Source organism: Kitasatospora sp. cg17-2, from assembly GCF_054031055.1.
This window is the reverse complement of the sequence record NZ_CM132923.1, coordinates 5,406,208-5,425,578: the sequence shown is the minus strand read 5'-3', so window position 1 is coordinate 5,425,578 and position 19,371 is coordinate 5,406,208. Positions and strand designations below refer to the sequence as shown.

The window sequence follows — 19,371 nt, the reverse complement described above, 5'->3', positions numbered from 1 at the left end:
AGGGACACCGCACCATGACCACAGCCCTTCCGGCGCCGATCCAGGCGACGACCGGCCTGACCCTGACCGACCAGGAGCGCCGGGAGGTCGCCGAGCTCGCCGAGGCCCTCGCCCAGGTGCCGCCGCGTCTGATCGACCAGCGCGCCTGGATGGACGCCGCCCGCAAGCTCGCCTGCCGACTGCCCGCCCGCGTCCTGGAGGAGATCCGCGACTACCGCCACGACCCGGGCCCGGACGGGCTGTTGATCCTGCGCAACCTGCCGGTCTTCGAGGACGTCATGCGGCTGACGCCGACCGTCCCGGAGTCGGTCGAGCGCGCCGCGACGCCGCAGGCCGCCGTCTCGGCACTGATCAGCCTGGCGCTCGGCGAGGTCATCGCCTACCGGGAGGAGAAGTCCGGCGCCCTGGTGCAGAACGTCGTCCCGGTGCCGGGCCGCGAGCAGTCGCAGAGCAACGCCGGCTCGACCCTGCTCGAACTGCACGTCGAGAACGCCTTCCACCCCCGCCGCCCGGACTACGTCAGCCTGCTGTGCCTGCGCAACGACCACACCGGCACGGCCGGGACGCTGGTCTCCTCGATCCGGCGGGCCCTGCTGCTCGTCCCGGACGAGGTCGCCGCGGTACTCCGCGCCTCGCGTTTCGTCACCGAGCCGCCGCCGTCGTTCTCCGCCGGTGACGCCACCCCGCAGCACGCCGTGCTGGAGGGCGACCCCGACGACCCGGACATCCGGGTCGACTTCAGCGCCACCACGGCACTCGACGAGGACGGCCGCGCCGCCCTGGAGGTGCTGCGCGACGCGCTGCTGGACGTCGGCGCGATGCTGGTGCTCCAGCCGGGCGAGATGGCCTTCGTCGACAACCGGCTCTCCGTCCACGGCCGGACGTCGTTCGAGCCGCGTTACGACGGCCTGGACCGCTGGCTGCACCGCACCTTCGTGCACCTGGACAACCGCCGTAGCCGGGCCGACCGCGCGGGCAACGGCTTCGTGCTCGACTGAGCGTCAGTTCCGTTTATCCTCATACCTGTTGACCTCTATCGCCGGGGGTCGGTCGACACCACGACCGACCCTCCGGCCGGAATCCCGATGCACTTCGTCCTCGCCCGGCTCGACTTCCCGGACGGCGCACCCGACGCCGCCGAACTCCGACGCGCCCTCCCCCGACCGACCGGCGTGGAGCACGTGCACGTCGACGGCCGCAGCACCTCGGCCGATGTCGTGCTCTTCCTCGCGCTCCCGACCCTCGCCGAGTCCGAGTCGACCGCCCGCGCCGTCTGCAACGCGTACCTGCGCGTCCACCACCCCACCGCCCGCCTGGTCGGCCTCGGCGGGTCGCTCGCCCCCGGCACCGAGGACCTGCTCCTCGGCCCGGACACCCACGAACCCGGCCCCGGCACCGCCCCTTGAGCACGGCGCCACCGGCGGGCCTCAGCCCAGGCTGTGCCGCAGCCGGTACCCCACCGCCGCACCGCCCCCGGCCAGCGCCACGGCGGCGGCGTGCCGGGACCCGGCCGGCACATCGGTGACGGCCCAGCCGGCCGGACGGCGCGCGGGCTCGGCGGTGCCGAGGTAGTCGGCGGCGGGCGGGCGGGCGAGGCCGATGCCGAGGCCCTTGAGGTACGCCTCCTTGCGGGTCCACAGCCGGGCGAACGCGCCGGGGCGGTCCGCCGGGCGGACGTCCGCGAGTTCGACCCGCTCGACCGGGTGCAGCGTCGTGGCGAGCACCTCCACGCTGTCGGCCGCGGGCAGCGGCTCCACGTCCACGCCGACGGGGGCGTCGGCCAGGCCGATCAGCACCCGGCCGCCACCGTGCGAGAGCGAGAACTGCGGGGCCCCCGCGGTGGCCCCCGCCGGATCACCCGCCGGATCACCCGCCAGCCTCGGCCGCCCGTGCGGCTCGGCGCAGCCGGGGCACGGCTCCCGGCCGAAGACCAGCTCCGCCGGGGCCAGCCCCAGGCGCCGGCCGAGCACGTGCCGCAGCGCGACGTGCGCGGCCAGGTAGACCGCCCGGTCGGCGTCCCGGACGAAGCGCCCGGCCCGCCGGTGCTCCTCCTCGTCGAGGCCGGCCAGCTCGGCCGGTCCCACCGGTACGGCGGCGGCTTCGAGCAGCCACAGCTCGACCGTCCCCGGATCCTGCGCGTTCATCCGTCCCCCTTCACCCGCACCGACCCCCAACGGCGGAGAACGACGACGGGCGGCCCGGTGTCACCGGACCGCCCGCGTCGGCGTACCCGCGCGCGTCACCTGCCGACGCGCGCCTCGCGGAACGGGCCGGGGCTGCCGACAGGCGTGGCGACGGCCTCGCCGACGCCCTGCTCGCCCAGCTTGTCCAGCACCGACTCCAGCAGCTCGGTGTCGCAGTAGATGTGGAGCTCGGTGATCTTGCCCCACTTGATCCGGACCACGTGCACGCCCTGGTTCGAGTAGCGGTTGCCCTCGCGGTCGGTCAGGTGGTCGACCCACTCGGCGAAGGCCACGGTGTCCCAGGGCCAGCCCTTGGCGACGACCTTCTTCAGCTCGAAGCGCAGGTCGGGCATGACCTCCGCCAGCCGGTCGTACCACCGCTGGATCTGCTCGGCGGTGTCGCGCCCGCCCGACAACGCGTGCGCACCGGAGAACCAGTGCTCCGCGTCGGGGGTGAACTGCCGCACGATGGCCGCGTAGTTGCCTCGGTTGACGTCGGCGAAGGAATTGCGAAGATTGCGCCGGACAATGGCGTGGTACACGTTTCCACCTCTGGTCGTAGACAGGCCGGTCGATAGTGGTGACGGTGCGTCAAAACCTTACGACTTCTCGACGGCCAGCGGCGGCGCCCCGCCCTCACGGAGCCCGAATCGTTCGTACAGCCACCGGAGCGGAGCCGGGGCCCACCAGTTCCACTCGCCCAGCAGACGCATCAACGAGGGCACCAGCAGCGCCCGGACGATGGTGGCGTCCAGCAGCACGCCCAGCGCGGTGCCGAGTCCGAGCTCCTTGATGAACACGATCTCGGAGGTGGCGAGCGCACCCAGCGCGACGCAGAACAGCACCGCCGCCGCGGTCACGACCCGGCCGGTGCGGCCCAGGCCCTGGGCGACGGACTCGGCCTCGCCGACGCCGGCGTCCCTGGCCTCCTTGATCCGGGCGAGCAGGAACACGCCGTAGTCGGTGGAGAGTCCGAAGACCATCGCGAACAGCAGCACCGGCTGGGTGGCGTCCAGCGCGTTCTGCGCCTCGGTGCCGAACAGCCCGGCCCCGTGGCCCCATTGGAAGACGAAGACCAGGATGCCGAAGGTCGCGGCGAGGGTGAGCAGGTTCATCAGCACGGCCTTGAGCGGCAGCACCAGCGAGCCGGTCATCAGCAGCAGCACCAGCATGCTGGTGAGGAAGACGATCAGCGCGGCGGCCGGGAGCCGGCCGGTGAGGCTGTCCTCCAGGTCGACGAAGGTGGCGGTCTGCCCGCCGACCAGGACCTCGTCCGGGCCGGAGAGCGCCCGGACGTCCTTGACCAGGGTCTGACTCTCCCCGCTGAGGCCGGGCTCGCGGGGGGTGACCTGGAGCAGCCAGGTGTCCGCGTTCAGCGCCACCGCCGGGGTGACGGCGGCCGCGCCGGGCAGGGCCGCGATCCGGTCGCGCAGCGCGTCCATCCGGGGCTGCGCGCCCGCCGTGTCGCCGCCGGCCGCGACCACGACCTGCACGGACTCCAGCGGGTCGGCCGGGAAGTCGGCGCGCAGGGTGTCGGCGACCGAGCGGCTGCTCGTGCTGGTGGGCAGCGAGGCGGGGCCGACGGTCGTGAAGGCGACCTTCAGGAACGGCAGTCCGAGCAGCACCAGCAGCGCGCCGGCGCCGATCGCGACCAGCGGGGCCCGTCGCATCACGCCCCGGGCCAGCGCGAACCAGCCGCCGTCGGTGTTCTCCGGCGCCTCCAGCGAGCGGCGGAACCGGGCCGGGGCCAGGAAGTCGATGTGCCGGCCGAGCAGCCGCAGCATCGCGGGCAGCACCAGCAGCGCGACCAGCAGCGCCGAGGCGGAGACCAGCAGCCCGCCGACCGCCATCGAGTACAGGAAGCGCTGGCGGAAGACGAACAGCGAGGCCATCGCGGCGCTCACGGTGAGCGAGCTGAACAGGATGGTGCGGCCCGCGGTGTGCAGGGTGACCCGGATCGCCCGGTCGATGTCGGGCTCGACCGTCATCTCACTGCGGAAGCGGGAGACGATCAGCAGGCTGTAGTCGATGGCGAGGCCGAGGCCGAGCGCGGTGACCAGGTTGAGCGAGAAGATCGACATCGGGGTGAACTGGTCGACCACCCGCAGCCCGAACAGGGTCAGCACGACGTTCAGGCCGCCGATGACCAGCGGCAGCGCGGAGGCCACCAGACTGCGGAAGATCCACAGCGAGAGCAGGAACAGCACCGGGAAGGCCAGGAGTTCGGCCCGCTCCAGGTCGTGCTGGACGGTGCTGACGACCTGGTTGCCGACCACCTCGCTGCCGCCGAGCTTGACCGCGGTGTCGCCGTCCAGCCGGTCGGACAGCCGGTCGACGGCGTCCTGGTAGTGGTCCTCCGCGCTGTCCTTGAGCCGGCCGACCACGATCGTCCGACGCCCGTCGTTGGAGACCAGGTTCTTGTCCTGGGTCCGGTAGTACGTCAGGACGTCGGCGAAGGTCGGGTCCCCGGCCATCAGCCCGGCGACCTTGTCGACCTCCTCCCGGGTGCGGGGGTCGTCCACCGGGGCACCGGTGTCGACGAGGGCGATGATGCCGCCGTCGCTCTGGATGCCGGTGGCCGCGCCGATCCGGTCGTCCGCCCGGACGCTGCCCGAACCCGGGGTGACGAAGTCCGGGTTGCCGCCGGTCAGCGATGTGACGACGGGCGCGCCGATGAAGGCCGCCACCGCGGCCACCACCACGGCGCACAGCACCATCACCCGGCCGTGCCGGTTCGCCAGCCGTGCGATCAGGTCCATCATGCGTGGCTCCTCAGCCGGGTCGCCGCCGGCGCGTTGGCCTGCTCCGCGGGGCCGGTGCCGCCGGCTCCGGGTGCGGTGCCCCGGTTGCGCGCGGCGGGCGACGGGTCGGCGTTCATCCGGCGGACCAGCTTGCGCAGCATGGCCCGGTAGGAGAAGTGCTCGACCTGGAGCCAGTGCCGCTCGGAGTCGTAGTACTGGATGCCGCCGTTCAGCTCGGACCCCGCCATCGGCGTGGCCTTGGCCTGCTTGAACCAGGACGCCCGCCGCGGGTCGGTGCGCAGCAGGTGCAGGTAGCGGGCCATGAGCTGGGACTGGTAATCCATGATCGGCCAGTTGCCGGTGGAAGTCTGGAAGTAACCGATGACAAAAAGGTTGTCGTACTCGGGGTGGAAGGCGCTGAGGTGCAATTGCGGAGTGCGCCCGTTCCAGTTCAAGTACTTGCGGTCGATGAACGGGAACTCGGTCATCCGGTAACCGGTGGCGTAGACGATCACGTCGTACGCCTCCTCGCTCCCGTCGCTGAACTTCACCCGGTCCCCCCGGAGTTCGGCGATGTCCGGCTTCGCCCCGATATCACCGTGCCCCAAGTGGTAGAGGAGCGTCGAATTGATGACGAAATGCTCCTCCAGCAACTTGTGCGACGGCTTGGGCAGTCCGTACTGCTCCGGCCGTCCGGCACTGTTGAGCCGCAGGAAGAGACTACCGAAGAAGCGCACCACCGGCCGGGGCATGCGCCATTTCAGGACGTTCTCGTAGAGCACGTCGGTCGGCATCCCGAACAGGTACTTCGGCCAGTAGTAGCAGCCGCGGCGGATGCTCAGCGAGGTCGACGCGGCGTTCTGCGAGGACTCCACCGCGATGTCGCAGCCGGAGGTGCCGCCGCCGACCACCAGCACCCGCTTGCCGCGCAGCGGCTCCGGGTCGCGGTACTCGCAGGAGTGCATGATCTCCCCGTCGAAGGTGCCCGGGTATTCCGGGTACCGGGGGCTCCAGTTGTGGCCGTTGGCGATCACCACCCCGGCGTAGCGGCGGACTTCGCCCCCGTCGAGGGTGACGAACCAGTCCGGCGAACCGTCCCGGCGCTCGATCGACTCCACCGTGCGGCTGAACTCGACGTGTTCGTACACCCCGAAGTGCTCGGCGTAGGAGCGCAGATAGGCGTGCGCGTGCTCCCGGCCGAGGTAGGTCGGGAAGTGCTCCGGAATCGGGAAGTCGTCGTACTGGATGTAGGGCTTGGACGTGATCAGGTGCACCGAGTCGTAGGCGGCGCTGTAGGTGTTGCCGCCGTACCAGTTGCCGCCCACGTCGTCGGCGCGCTCGATCACGTCGAACTCGATGCCGAACTCCCGCAGGTTCTTGCCGGCGGACAGACCACCTGCCCCGGCGCCCACGACGCAATAGGCCTTCGACCGGTCAACGATCGTGGTCAACGGATCCCCCTGGTGGTGTCGTGCCGTGCCCCGGGGCACGGTGATTCGGTCGGTACCGGACGGCCGGGCTCCCGACCGTCCGGTGTCGGTGGTGGGTCTTGGGCCGTCCGGTGTCAGTGGTGGCGCAGGCCGGTCACCCGGAGCACCACCGGGCACGGTTCGAAGAGCTCGACCGGGTGGTAGCCGGTCCAGTCGCGGCCGTCCGGGGTGCCGACCAGCAGGACGGTGCCCTCCCCGGCCGACGGCGCGACGGTCAGCCGCTCCACCGTGAGCCGCCGCACCGACCCGGCCGCGCCGGGCGCGGCCGCGCCCGGCGCCTGGGCCAGCCAGGCGGCCCGCAGCAGGTTCTCCAGCTGGTGCAGCGGAAGGGCCGAGCCCGGCGCCGGTGAGGCGAGCAGCAGATCGGCCGTCCGCCCCGGCTCCGCGCGCCCGTACAGCCGGCCGCCCACGGCGTCCCGCTGCCAGGCGGCCAACCGGAAGGCGTGCCCGCTCCAGCCGAGCGCGCCGCCCGGCGCGGGCGGCGCCACGTCCTCCGCGCCCAGCGCGCCGGTCGGCGGCAGCACCGCCTGCTCCGGCGGCACCTCCCCGGCCCGGTAGACCAGTTCGGCGGCGGCCAGCCGTCGGCCGTCCCGCTCCAGGGTGACCGCGACCAGCCAGCCGCCGTCCGGCGCCCAGCGGCCCTCGGCGTGCCGGGTCAGCACCGCCGTCCGCCGGCCGGGGCCGACCCGCAGCTCCGCCAGGTCCACGTCCAGGTCCCGGAGTTCGGCGAACCGCAGCTGGTCCCCGTTCTCCGGCAGCACCCAGTCACCGGCCGCCCGCAGGTACTCCAGGCAGAGCGAGACCGGCAGCGCGGGCTCGCCGCCGACCCGGAAGTCGTCGCAGCACGGCAGCTCGCCGGCCGACAGCCGGTGCTCCGTGGTCAGCGCGGCGTACGGCCGGAAGTCCAGCGGCTCGCCCAGGTAGTAGCGGCTCGCGGCGAGCCGCTCGATCCCGGGCAGGCCGGTGTCCTGCTGGTAGCCGCGCAGCACGGACGGCAGCATCGCCGGACCGACGTCGCCGATGAACGTCGACTCGCCGCTGCCGCCCGAGAACAGCTCCCGCTTCCAGTGGTACAGGCCCTCGCGGACGTCCACCGCCGACATGTAGCGCAGCGTGGCCTCGTAGTTGGTGATCATCCCGAGGCGTTCCCAGGTCGGCCAGCAGACCGTGGACACCGGCGTCCGCCGGACCCGGCCCGACTGCTCGCCGTCCTGCGAGGCCCACAGGCCGAGCCGGCTCAGCGCCTCGTTGGCCGCCCCGTAGTCGAGCTGGCCGACCATGCCGCCCCAGCGGCCGGTCAGCGAGCCGACGCTGCAGAAGAACGCCAGCGGCGGCCGGTCCGCCACCGCCCGCAGCAGGTTGAGGAAGCCCCCGACCTTGACCCGGACGACCAGCGAGACGATCTGCTCGGTCTTGCCCGGCAGCCGCACCGGCACGTCCACGCCCGCGTTGTGGACGACACCGGCCAGCCGGTCGCCGGCCTCGTCGACCAGCCGGGCGACCTGCCCGGGGTCGGTGATGTCGCACTGCACGTAGTCGATCCGCAGACCGTCCTCGCGGGCCGAGGCGAGGTTCGCCCACAGCTCGCGGTCCTGGGCCAGCTTCTCCAGCTCGCCGCGGACCTGCGGCACCCGGCGCGCGGCCACGGCCTCCCGCAGCCGCTCGTCCCGGTAGCGCCGGAACTCCCGCTCGTCGAACTCCAGCGCCGGGACGGCGTTCGGGTCGGGCACCGCGCCGCGGCCGCTGACCACCACCCGCGCGCCGAACTCCTCGGCGAGCGAACGGGCCAGCGCGTAGCCGATGCCGCGCCCGCCGCCGGACATCACCACCGTGTCGCCGGGCCGCAGCGCGCGGACCGGCGGGGCGGGCTGGGCGTGCCGGGCCCGCAGGCTGTAGCGGCGGCCGCCGTGGTGGCCGATCTCGAACGCGCCCCAGCGGTACAGCTCCCGGCTCACCAGCTCGCCGATCTCCTCCGCCGAGTGCTCGGCGGTGAGGTCGAGGATCCTGATGTTGCAGTTCGGGACCTCCCGGGGCAGGCCCTTGGCGAGCCCCGCCCACAGGCCGCCGAGCGGCTGCTCGACCCGGTCCGCGCCGAAGCCCATCCGGCCGCCCAGCCAGGTGACCGGCAGGTAGAACAGCCGCACCGCGTCGGTCTCGGTGATCCAGTCCGCGAAACAGGCCTGGAGCATCGCGACCGTCTGCCGGAACGGTGCCTCCCAGCCGTCCGGACCGCTGCGGTCGAAGGGCTCCTCCAGGTTGAGGTCGACGATCCCGTCGATCCGCCCGGCCGCAGCGAACAGGGCCGCCGCGGCCTCGGCGAAGCCGCCGAGCTGCCCCTCGGCGGGCGGGGCGAGCCGGTGCACCGCCGCCCCGGCCGCGGTGAGCGCCGCGGCGACCGCGGCGGCGGTGGCCTCCCGGCCACCGACCACCGCGATCGAGCGACCGCGCAGCCCGGGGGCGGCGCCCGGCGGGAGCGCGGCGGTCTCCACCGGCTCCCACACGTGGCGCCGCACGGGGCGCACCGATCCGTCCTGCGGGTAGTCCACCACCGGCGGGGCGAGGGCCTCCGCGAGGGTGATCGGTTCCTTGAGTGTCATCGGCGTGTCATCGCTTCCTGGGCTCCACGACGAGGCGGATGCCGTCCACCGGGCGGAAGGACACCAGCGTGCCCAGCGTCAGCGGGTGGTCCGGGACCAGCCGCAGCCGGAAGCGCTGGGCCACCATGGCCAGCGTCAGGTGCGTCTGCACCAGCGCCATCTGGTTGCCGATGCACTTGCGCTGCCCCCCGCCGAACGGGAAGTAGGCGTACCGGGGCTGCTGGGCGCGGTTCTGCTCGCTGAAGCGCTCCGGGTCGAAGCGCTCCGGGTCGACCCAGTAGTCCGGGTGCCGGTGGGTGACGTACGGGACCATGAAGACGCTGCCGCCGGCCGGGACGTGCCAGCCGTTGACGTCGTCCTCCGCGACGGCGTCGCGCGGGTACACCCAGATCGGCGGGTGCAGCCGCAGCGTCTCGTCGGTGACCATCTTGGCGTAGGGGAGGTTCGGCAGGTCCTCGATGGTGGGCGTGCGCCCGCCGAGCACCTGCTCGACCTCCTCGTGCAGCCGCTCCTGCGCCTCGGGGTCCTTGGCCAGCTCGTAGAGCGCCCAGGCCAGGCCGGTGCCGGTGGTCTCGTGGCCGGCCATGAAGACCGTCATGATCTCGTCCCGGACCTGCTGCCTGGTCCACTCGCCGCCGCTCTCGTCGCGGGCCTGGAGCAGCAGGCTGACCAGGTCGGTCAGCCCCTCGTGCCGCCCGTCCCGGTGCGCCTCGACGATGCCGTCCACCACGTCGTACATCACCTTGCGCGCCTGGCGGATGCGCCGGTTGTACGGGATCGGGACGAACTCGGGGGTCAGCTGGTTGAGGGTGCCGCGGAAGACCATCGCCTCGATGGAGGTGACCATCGCCGGCCCCACCCGGTCACTGAGCGGGTGCAGGTCGGTGTCGAACATGACCTTGCCGAGGGCCCCCAGGGTGAGGTCCATCATCTCCGGCACCACGTCGAGGCCGGCCTTGTCGGACCCCGCGTGCTCCCACCGGTCCAGCACCAGGGCGGTGGAGTCGGTCATGGTGGTCGCCATGTTGTCGATCGCGGTCTTGTGGAACAGCGGGTTCACCACCCGGCGGTGCTGCTTCCACTCCTCCCCGTCGAGGGTGAGCAGGCCCATCCCCATGAAGATCTTGAAGGCGTCGTAGCCCTTGCCGCGGATGTAGTTCTGGTTGTTGTCCTGGAGGACGTACTTGATGTTGTCCGGGTGGTAGTTCAGGTGGACGGTGAAGTAGCCCAGCGGCAGCCGGACCATGTCCCCGTAGGCCCGGCTCAGTTCGGTGAACAGGGCGGGCGCGTTGCGCTGGAACTTGCGCAGGTTGCCGGGGACGGTCTTCAGTCCGCGCGGCCCCGGGGCGGGGCGGGCGAGCCGCGCGACGGCGGGCGCGGGGCGGCGCGCCGGGCGGCGCTCGGGCGCGGCGACGACCGTGGCCACCGCCGTACCCGGCTCCGGGGCCGGCTCCCCGCCGTTCTCCTTGCTCGCGGTCACGTCGGTGCTCGCCTTCCTGCTCGTGGCGTACTGGGGGTCCGTGGCCGCCGGCGTCGGCCCACCAGCCGCGCCGGCCTCAGCTTTTCCCATCGCCGTCACCACCTCACCGGTCTCGGCGGGGGCCGCTCCGGGATCGACCGGATCGGGATCCGCCACCCGGGGCTCGACCGCCCCGGGTTCGGCCGCCTCGGGCTCGGCCGTACCGGTACCGGCTCCGACCGCCCGGGCGGCGGCCGCCTCGGCCATCTCCTCGGGGGTCACGAACTTCCCGGTGCCGCGGTCGAGATAGCCCATCAGCGTCCAGTCCAGGTCCTTCATCTGGATCAGGATCCGGCCGTCCGGACGGACGGCGACGAACCGGTTGCCACTGCCCGCGTTCCGCCCGTCGGCCTCCGCCCCGGGCAGCACCGCGTACAGGTCGACCCGGCCGTAGCGGGCCGCGACCTGGCTGTCGCCGCCGTGCTCGTAGACGTCGATCCGGCCGATGCCCAGCGGGGCCGCGAGCGGGACCAGGTCACCGTCGACCAGGGCCAGCACCCCGGTCCTGGCGAGCCCGTCGAGCAGCACCACCGGGATCCCGAAGCTCCCGAAGACCCGGTGGTCCAGGGGCAGTTCGAGGTTGTAGGTGGCGCGCTTGCCGTCCGGGTGCAGCCGGGTGTCGGTGGTCGACACGAACAGGTCGGTCAGCAGCACCGGGGAGCCCGGGCTGTGGTACGGGTCCGGCACCGGCGTCTCGGCGGCCGGGTGCCAGGCCTTCCAGTGCGGCGCGTCCGGCAGGTCGCCCGCCAGCAGCACCCGCACCTCGAAGTGCAGCCGGTCCTTGACCAGCACGGTGCCGTTGGGCGCCACCACGTCGTGGGTGATCCGCACCGCCACCACGGCCTGGCCGAGGTCGGCCCGGCGCTCCACCAGCTCGGCCCGGATCCGCTTGCGGAGCCCGGCCCGGTCCGACTCGCGGACCTTGAGGAAGTGGTGGAACCGCAGGTCCTCGAAGGCGTAGACCTTGAGGTCCGGCACCAGCCACGAGGCCGCCTCGAAGGCGATCTCGGTGACGAACGTCCCCGGCAGGGTGGGCGCGTCGCCGACCTTGTGGTGGCGCAGGTAGTCGTCCCGCTCCAGGTCGAAGACCCGCTCGAAGGTGACCGTGTCCGGGCCGCGCTCGACCACCTCGCCGAGGTAGAACGGCAGCACCTCCGGCTCCACCGGTCCCGCCGCGGCCGGCCGCTCCGGGCGCACCGGTTCCTGCGGTTCCGCGGAGTCCGAACCACCGCGCGGCGCCCCCGGGTTGAGGAAGCCGGGCAGCAGCCGGTCGACCGCCCGCCGCTCCGCGTCACCGAGGTGCACGGTGTACGGCGACGGCTTGGCCAGGTTGAGCTCGCGGACGAAGTGGTGCACGCCCTCCGCGGTGCTCATCGCGGAGTACAGGCCGCTCTTCTCGAAGTACGCCTTGGTCAACTCGTTGGCGCCCAGGCCGACCTCGCCCCACAGGGTCCAGCCCACGGTGAACTCGTGGAGGCCCAGCACCTGCTGGTGGTAGGTCGCGGCGGCACCGAGGAAGTCGTTGCCCGAGGCGTAGTCGGCCTCGCCGACCTGGCCCGTCATGCCCAGCAGCGAACCGAAGTTGCACCAGGCGCGCGGCGGCCGGCCGCGCAGGGCGTGCTTGAGGTTGAAGTAGCCCAGCACCTTCAGGTCGCGGACCTGCCGGAACTCCGCCAGGCTCTTGGTCGCGATCGGCGCCGAACGGTTCAGCCCGGCCGCGTTGACCAGCAGGTCGATCCGGCCGGCCTCGGCGTGGATCCGGTCCATCGCGGCCGTCACCTGGTCGCGGTCGGTCACGTCGCAGGGCACGTAGTGCACCGCGCCCGCGCCGCTGTGCTCGGCGATCCGGCGCAGGTTGGCCCGGATCACCCGGGCCTGGCCGATCCGCTCGTACGCGCGGTTGAGCTGCGCGGGGTTGCGGCCGGTCCGCAGCGCCAGCTGCTTGCGGATGTAGTCGGCGCGGCCCTTGGCGAAGGCCTCGTCGTCCAGCTCCAGGTACTCGGCCGGGTGGGAGTCCACCGGGTTGCTGCCGAGCACGTACACCCGGGGGCGGAAGTGCCGGGCGACCTCGGCCAGCAGCTCGGCGGTGATGCCCCGCCCGCCGCCGACCGCGACCACGACACTGTCCGGACCGAGCGTCGCCTCACCCGGCGGCAGCAGCTCGCCGGGCTCCTCGGCGAGGGTGACGGTCAGCCGCCGCCCGCCGTCGTGGAAGGCCGAGGGGACGCCGCGCCGGAACGCCGACTCCCGCTCCGCCTGCGCGACCCCGGTGGCGGCCTCCCGCGTCCCGGTGATCAGCGCGTAGGTCAGGCAGTGCGGCGCGTACTCCAGGTGGATCACCTTGAACAGGCCCGTGAACATGCCCGTGAACGGGTGCGGGGTCCGGTCGGTCATCGCCCCGAGGAACAGCCCGACGCAGCTCGCGCCGCCGGCCTCGTCGGCCAGCGCCTCGTGCCGCTGCTGCACCGTCAGGAAGACCAGCTCGTGCAGGGCGCTCAGCGCCTCCGCCTCCGCCGGACCCGCCGTGTCCGCGCCGGACAGGTCGGTGACCACCCGGATGTGCCGGATCAGCCGCCGCGGGTCCGCCTCGTCCAGCAGCCCCGCCAGCGCCTCGGCGTCCGGCACGTGCCGGACCCCGGGACCGCCGGGCACGGTGGACAGCACCAGGGTGCCGGCCGGCGCCCCGGCCGCCGACACCGTCTCCGGCCGGTCGGTCAGGACGACGGTGGGCTCCGCGGGCCAGAACGGCAGCTCGGCGCGGACCGGCTCGCCGGGCGTCTCGGTCAGCCCGGGCACGTGCCGGCTCACCACCAGCGGGTGCCGGTCGTCGTACAGCCGCTCGTCGTAGAACGCGGACGGCACGTGGAGCTCGGCCTCCGGCGCCGGCACGGCCGCCGACAGCGGGGCCGAGACCCGGACGCTGAGGTCGGGCGCGCCGTTCTCGCCGCGGCAGACCACCAGCGCGTCGCGCCCGGCCGGCTCCTCGGCCAGCACCTGCAGGATGCCGATCGCACCCTCGGCGCCCAGGTAGCAGACCTCCCGGCCGGGGCGGACGGCGCCGCACTCGACGGTCGGCACCGGCTCCGCGGCCGGCTCTCCGGCCACCGCTCCGTCCCGCTCCGCCTCGGCGAGCGGGGTGTCCAGGTAACCCAGCACCTCCAGCCCGGCCGCGGCGGCGGTCTCCTCCGTCACCAGGGCGAACAGGAAGGCACCCTCGGCCAGGACGCTGCCGCCGTCGAGGGCCTCGTCCAGCAGCTGGCGCACCTCGTCGGTGCTGTTGCCGTTGATGCCGCCGACCAGCGCCATCGTCAGCTCGCCCTGCCGCAGGTAGCGGATGGCGACGTCGATCGCGCTCAGGGTCGAGGTGAACCCCGTGTCGACCGTCATGTTGAGGCCCTTGAGGTCGAAATAGTTGGCGACCCGGGCCGGGATCACGTTCGGCATCATGCCGGGGAAGGAGTCCTCGTTGGACGGCGGGACCAGCCGCCGCACCTCGGTCCTGAGCAGCTCCAGCGCCTCCGGCAGCCACGGCGCCGAGGCCAGCGCGGCGTCGGCCTTCAGGGCGATGGTCAGGTCGTCCAGGTAGCAGCGCAGCGCGTACAGGGTCGCGTTGCGGGTCGCCCCGAGGTGGCCGAGCACCACACCGGTCGTCTCGCTGTTGTCCTCCCAGAACGCGCCCAGGCTGTCGCGCAGCCGGTGGGCGCACTTGAGGATCATCAGCTGGCAGCGGTCGATGCCCCGCATCATGCCGGGGGGCATCCGCACCTGCTTGAACGACGGCAGCGGGTAGGTGTCGCCGAAGGACACGTCCTCCGGGCCGGACCGGCCCAGCCAGGTGGCCAGCTCGTCGGCGGTCTCGGTGCCCGGCACGTGCGCCGTCCGGGCCACGATCGCGATCCGCTGCGGCTTCACCTGCTCGGTCCGCGCCGGCAACGGGAGGCCGGACGGCGCCTTCGGTGCCGCGGGCGGCTCCTGCACGACCAGGTGGGCGTTGGTGCCGCCGAAGCCGAAGCCGGAGACGGCGGCCGTGCGGCGGCGGGCGCCGCGCGGCCAGGGCACCGCCTCGGTCGGCACGACCAGGTTGGAGCCGCCGATCGCGAAGTCCGCCGGGGTCTCGGTGAACCGGTGCTGCGGCGGGATCACATCGTGCCGGAAGCCCAGCACGACCTCGATCAGCGAGGCCACGCCCGCGGCCCAACCGGTGTGCCCGATCACCGACTTGTTGGAGGTGACCACCACCGGGGCCCGGCCCGGCTCGTGACCGCCCAGCGTCTCGCGCAGGGTGGTGAACTCCGCCAGGTCGCCCGCCGGGGTACCGGTGGCGTGGGCGACGATCCAGTCCGGCCGCACGTCGTCCATGCCCGGCCGGTCCAGCGCGCGGCGGATCGCCAGCTTCTGGCCGGCCGCGCTCGGCGCGTAGATCGCCTTGCCCTTGCCGTCCGAGGACGAGCCGAAGCTGCGCAGGGTGGCCAGCACCCGGTCACCGTCCCGGCGCGCCCGGCTGAGCCGCTTGAGCACGACGGTCGCGGCGCCGTCCGAGAACAGCACCCCGTCGCTGTCCTTGTCGAGCGAGCGGACCTCGCCGCTCACCGACAGGCCGTTGAGCTTCGCGAACAGGATCGACCCGCGCGGGCCCACCGCGAACGAGCCGCTGCAGACCGCGATGTCGTGCCGGCCCTCCAGCAGCCCCTTGAGGCCCAGGTCCACCGCGTAGAGCGAGGAGGAGCAGGCGGTGTCCACGAGCAGCAGCTCGGCGGAGTCCGGCAGCACGTCGCGCATCGCGTTGAGCCCGACCCGGTGCGGGAAGAAGTGCAGCGGCTCGGGACCGCTGCGCGGGTAGTGCCCGGCCAGCCGCCGCTCGACGGTGGCCAGCGCGGCGGCGCGGTCCGCCCCGGACAGGCCGAGGCCGTCCAGGATGGGGGCGATCCGGCCGAGCACACCGGCCCGGACGGTCGCCTCCTCCAGGTGCTGGCTGCCGTCGGCGGTGTAGCCGACCAGGAAGGAGCAGCGGTCCTCGGGGTTGTGCCGGACGCCCTCCATCGCCTGGAGCAGCGAGTGGCGCAGCCAGAGCGTGGTGGACTCCACCGCGTTCGGGTCGGTCCCCGCCTCGGCCAGCTCGCGGGCCAGCTGCGGGTGCGGCACGAAGTCGGTGATGAAGGCCGAGCGCTTGGAGTAGGTCTTGTCCTCGTCGCGCTTGTCGGAGGAGTGGAACTTGTCGTTGTCCCACCGGTCGGCGGGGATCTCGACGAAACGGTCGGCGCCGTTCATGAGCTCGTGCCAGTACTCGTCGAGGTCGTTGGCGCCGGGCACCACGATGCCCATGCCGACGATGGCGATCTCGTCGTCCTCGTCGAACGCCTCCTCCTCGACCGCCTTCGCGGCCACCGGGGCGGCCTCGGCGACCGGGGCGACCGGGGCGGCCTCGGCGACCGTCGTGACCGACACCGCCGGTGCCTGACGCGGGGTCACCGCGGCCTGCACGGCGGCCGTCACGGGCGCGGTCACCGGCGCGGCAACCGGGGCGGTCACGGCGGCGGCGGGCACAGACGTGTCCTGCGCCTCCTCCGCCCTCGCCGCCCCCTCGACCGACTCCACCGACTCCACCGACTCGCCGACCGGGACGGTCGGCGGCACCGGCTCCACCAGCGCACGCGGCGGCGACAGCAGCGCCTGCCCCGTGGACAGTCCGCCGTCCGCCAGGATCACCTGGCCGGTGATCCAGCTCGACCGCGGCGAGGCCAGGAAGGCCACCACCTCGGCCAGCTCCTCCGGGTGGCCGAGCCGCCCCATCGGGGTGGCCTCGATCGTCGCCCGCTGCATCCGCTCGGCGTCCGGGAAGAGGTCCACGACCTCGCTGTACAGCATGCCGGCGGCGGCCGTGTTGACCCTGATCCCGTCCCGGGCGTAGTCGACGGCCAGGTAGCGGGTCATCGCCTCCACCGCGGCCTTGGCCGGACCGCAGGCCAGGTAGTTGGCCATGACGAACTGGCCGCCGCCCAGCGTGGAGAGGTTGACGATGCTGCCCCCGCCCCGCCGCGCCATCAGCGCGGCGGCGCGCTGGGCGCACGCGAGGCCGCCCTTGAGGTTGGTGTTGAGGGCCCGGTCGATCAGCTGGTCGGTGACCTCGCCGCCCGGCACCAGGGCGCCGTTGGCGGCGTTGTTGACCAGGATGTCGAGGCCGCCGAAGCGCTCCTCGATCTCGTCGAACATCCGGTCGACCTGGCCCCGGACGGCGACCGACGCCCGGATGACGTGCGCCCGGCCACCGGCCCGCTCGATCTCCTCGGCGGTCTCCCGGGCGGGCCCGGGCGAGTGCAGGTGGTTGATGACGACGAGCGCGCCGTCGGCGGCGAGCCGCTTGGCGATGACCTTGCCGACGTTGCGCGCCCCGCCGGTGACCAGGGCGATCTTGCCCCGCAGCTCCTGGGACCCGCTCACGCCGATCCGCCCGAGGCGATGATGAGGTCGGCGATCTTGCCCAGGGTGTTGTAGGCGGCCGGACGCACGTCGGACGGCCGGGGCGGCAGCTCGTAGCGGTTGCCGACGCGCACCAGCAGCTCCGTCTGCTTCACCGAGTCGACGCCCAGCTCGGCCTCCAGGTCGGTGGCCTCCTCGAAGACCTCCGCCGGGTACTCCAGCGCCTCGGCGTAGATGTCGGCGAGCTGGCGGACCAGGGTGTCCCGGTCCACGACCGCGACACTCCCGTTCGCGCTGCCGTTGAGGCTCCCGTTCGCGCTCCCGTTCACACTGCCGTTCGCGCTCCCGTTCACGCTGCCGTTCGCGCTCCCGTTGAGGCTCGCGCCGACGCTCGGCTCCTCCTCCTTCGCGCCCAGGTACGTCAGGTAGGCCTCGCGGGCGAACGCCCGGACCTCCACGCCCCGGCCGTTCCAGAACGCCTCGAAGTCCTCGGCCGGCACGTCGGACAGCAGCGCCGCCCGCAGCTGGTCCGCCGAGGAGCCGCCACCGGAACCCGCCGCGACCGCACCCACCGAGGCCAACCGGTCGAGCGCCTGCCGCAGCACGGCGGCGCCCCCGGCCTCCGGCAGCAGGGTCGGCACGGTGGTGACCGGCGACTCCACGATCCGACCGGTGATCCGGCTCAGCGCGTCCAGCGCACCGCTCTCGACGAACACCGACACACCGGTGCCCGCCAGCTCGCGGACGGTGTCGCCGAAGCGCACCCGGGCGGTGAAGTGCCCGGCCAGCAGCTCGGTCAGCCGGTCCGCGTCCTCGTAGGCGCGGCCGATGATCGGCGAGTGGACGGTGGTCTCCAGCGGACGCTGGCGGATGTCCGCGATCCGCGCGGCGAACTTCTCCGCCGCCGGGCCGAGCAGCGGGCTGTGGAACGCGTACGGCGACTTGAGCCGCGCGAAGTCGATCTTCAGCACGGCGGCCAGCCGACCGATCGTGTCCAGCGTCTCGGCCCGACCGGACAGCACGGTCTGGCCCGCGTGGTTCTCCACCGCGATACCGGTCAGCGGGTCGCCGACCAGGTCGACGAGGCGCTGCGCCCGGGAGGCGTCGGTGCCGATGGCGGCCATGTAGGCGTCGCCCAGGCCGGCCTCGCGCAGCGCGATGCTCCGGTGGCAGACGATCTCGGCGCCCTCGGCGGGCGTGAACGCCCCCGCGGCGACCAGCGCGGCGATCTCGCCGAGGCTGTGCCCGATCAGAACGTTCGGGCGCAGACCACGGGCCCGCAGCACGGCGTAGGTCGCGGTGGACACCGCGTAGATGGCCAGCTGGAGCGCCTCCGGGGCCTCCCGGAGCAGCTGCTCGGTGTCCGGCGTCCGCGTCGCGAACAGCTGGTCCACCGCGCGGTCGCCGAGCAGCGGACGGGCGGCGTCACCGATCTCGGCGAGGACCGGTCCGACCTCGGGGAACTCGTCCCGCAGGTCGGCGAGGGCACGGCCGTAGAACGCACCCTGGCCCGGAAAGAGGACGGCAATCGAAGTTTCAGGCATGACGCACACTTCCCCCATACTCATTTGCGTGATCAGCTGCACCGGCGGATCGCGCCGCATTTTCTTGACCGATGAGACCGTATTCATGCCCCAACACTCGAGAGAGGCGATTCCGGTTAATCTTCGGTTAACTCGAGAACGCGGTCGCAGCCGAATTCGATGCCTGCGGACACGGCATTGGCGACGCCATTGTCCGGAAATGCATCAGGAGGTCCGGCTCGGCGGCGCACCCCGACGGCGCGCGAAACAGCCGAGCAACTGGCTTGCAGCAGAACGCCGTTGGAGTCCGTCGACCCCGTACGACGTCAGGCGGTCGTCACCGCCCCAGCTGCTGCCCACCAGTCGAACAAGTGGAATGGCAGACTTCGGTTCCGCAATTGTCAGCCACTGCCACATTCACGTTCATCTTCCCCCGTACCGCTGCGTGCCGAAGCACACCGGCTCATACTCGTTTCACCCTAAGAATGTGTCTGACGACAAGTCAAGCACTTTCTTGGGCGACCGGTCGGTAACATTCCTGACCTGCACCGAAGCAGTGTGCCGACTTCGTCACAACCCCATTTTCTCCAGGCCATGTCAAGTTGTGCGCCACGAAACAGCGCGAAACAGAAACGCTTCTGCCGGTACTTCCGAAAGCGGTTCCCGAAGCCCCCGACAACCTCCCCCGACCCCCCGCCCGACCGACGCACACCCCGCCCACCCCCATGCGCCCCCACGCCGGTTCGTGCGCCCACCTCCCACGCCCCCGACCCCGCCGACCGACCCGCCTCCGCCGTCCCGGGTAATTTCCCCCGCCTCCGGCGGCCCGTCGCGCGCGAGCGGCCCCGCGATGTGGCAGGCAGGAAGGTGACACTCGCGGAGGCCGCCCTCCCGCGACACC

At 72.9% G+C, this 19,371-nt stretch carries 9 protein-coding genes; 2 read left to right on the top strand and 7 right to left on the bottom strand.

Going from position 1 to position 19,371, the window contains the following annotated elements:
* The first annotated feature begins 14 nt into the window (after positions 1 to 14).
* Together ACW14Y_RS22965 and ACW14Y_RS22960 are read left to right on the top strand one after the other, a co-directional pair.
* Entirely contained in the window at positions 15 to 998 is a 984-nt protein-coding gene (locus ACW14Y_RS22965) for a TauD/TfdA family dioxygenase (protein ID WP_380299586.1), read from the top strand.
* A gap of 87 nt (positions 999 to 1,085) precedes the next feature.
* Positions 1,086 to 1,406 (top strand): hypothetical protein, encoded by a 321-nt coding sequence (locus tag ACW14Y_RS22960; RefSeq protein WP_402722929.1) that lies wholly within the window; start codon positions 1,086 to 1,088, stop codon positions 1,404 to 1,406.
* A 21-nt stretch (positions 1,407 to 1,427) separates the two neighbouring features.
* On the opposite strand, the gene ACW14Y_RS22955 is transcribed toward ACW14Y_RS22960, so the two are convergent.
* From ACW14Y_RS22955 to ACW14Y_RS22925, 7 genes are all read right to left on the bottom strand, one after another.
* A complete protein-coding gene (locus tag ACW14Y_RS22955; RefSeq protein ID WP_456983259.1) occupies positions 1,428 to 2,144 on the bottom strand; it encodes a 4'-phosphopantetheinyl transferase family protein in 717 nt (238 codons plus the stop codon).
* Between the two features lie 95 nt (positions 2,145 to 2,239).
* Positions 2,240 to 2,725: a nuclear transport factor 2 family protein gene (locus ACW14Y_RS22950; RefSeq protein WP_045941200.1), complete on the bottom strand. Its 486-nt coding sequence runs from the start codon at positions 2,723 to 2,725 to the stop codon at positions 2,240 to 2,242.
* A gap of 57 nt (positions 2,726 to 2,782) precedes the next feature.
* Positions 2,783 to 4,945, bottom strand: a complete 2,163-nt coding sequence (locus tag ACW14Y_RS22945) for an MMPL family transporter (RefSeq protein WP_456983257.1) — start codon at positions 4,943 to 4,945, stop codon at positions 2,783 to 2,785.
* Positions 4,942 to 6,375, bottom strand: coding sequence for a flavin-containing monooxygenase (locus tag ACW14Y_RS22940; protein ID WP_380299590.1), 1,434 nt, complete (start codon positions 6,373 to 6,375; stop codon positions 4,942 to 4,944). Before ACW14Y_RS22940 ends, ACW14Y_RS22945 begins: the two co-directional genes overlap by 4 nt.
* A gap of 113 nt (positions 6,376 to 6,488) precedes the next feature.
* On the bottom strand, positions 6,489 to 9,011 hold the full coding sequence (locus ACW14Y_RS22935) for a KR domain-containing protein (RefSeq protein WP_456983254.1): 2,523 nt from the start codon (positions 9,009 to 9,011) through the stop codon (positions 6,489 to 6,491).
* A 7-nt stretch (positions 9,012 to 9,018) separates the two neighbouring features.
* Complete coding sequence (locus ACW14Y_RS22930; protein ID WP_456983252.1) at positions 9,019 to 16,968, bottom strand: cytochrome P450; 7,950 nt, start codon at positions 16,966 to 16,968, stop codon at positions 9,019 to 9,021.
* Entirely contained in the window at positions 16,965 to 18,491 is a 1,527-nt protein-coding gene (locus tag ACW14Y_RS22925) for an acyltransferase domain-containing protein (protein ID WP_456983250.1), read from the bottom strand. The genes ACW14Y_RS22930 and ACW14Y_RS22925 overlap by 4 nt, the downstream gene beginning before the upstream one ends.
* Positions 18,492 to 19,371 lie beyond the last annotated feature (880 nt).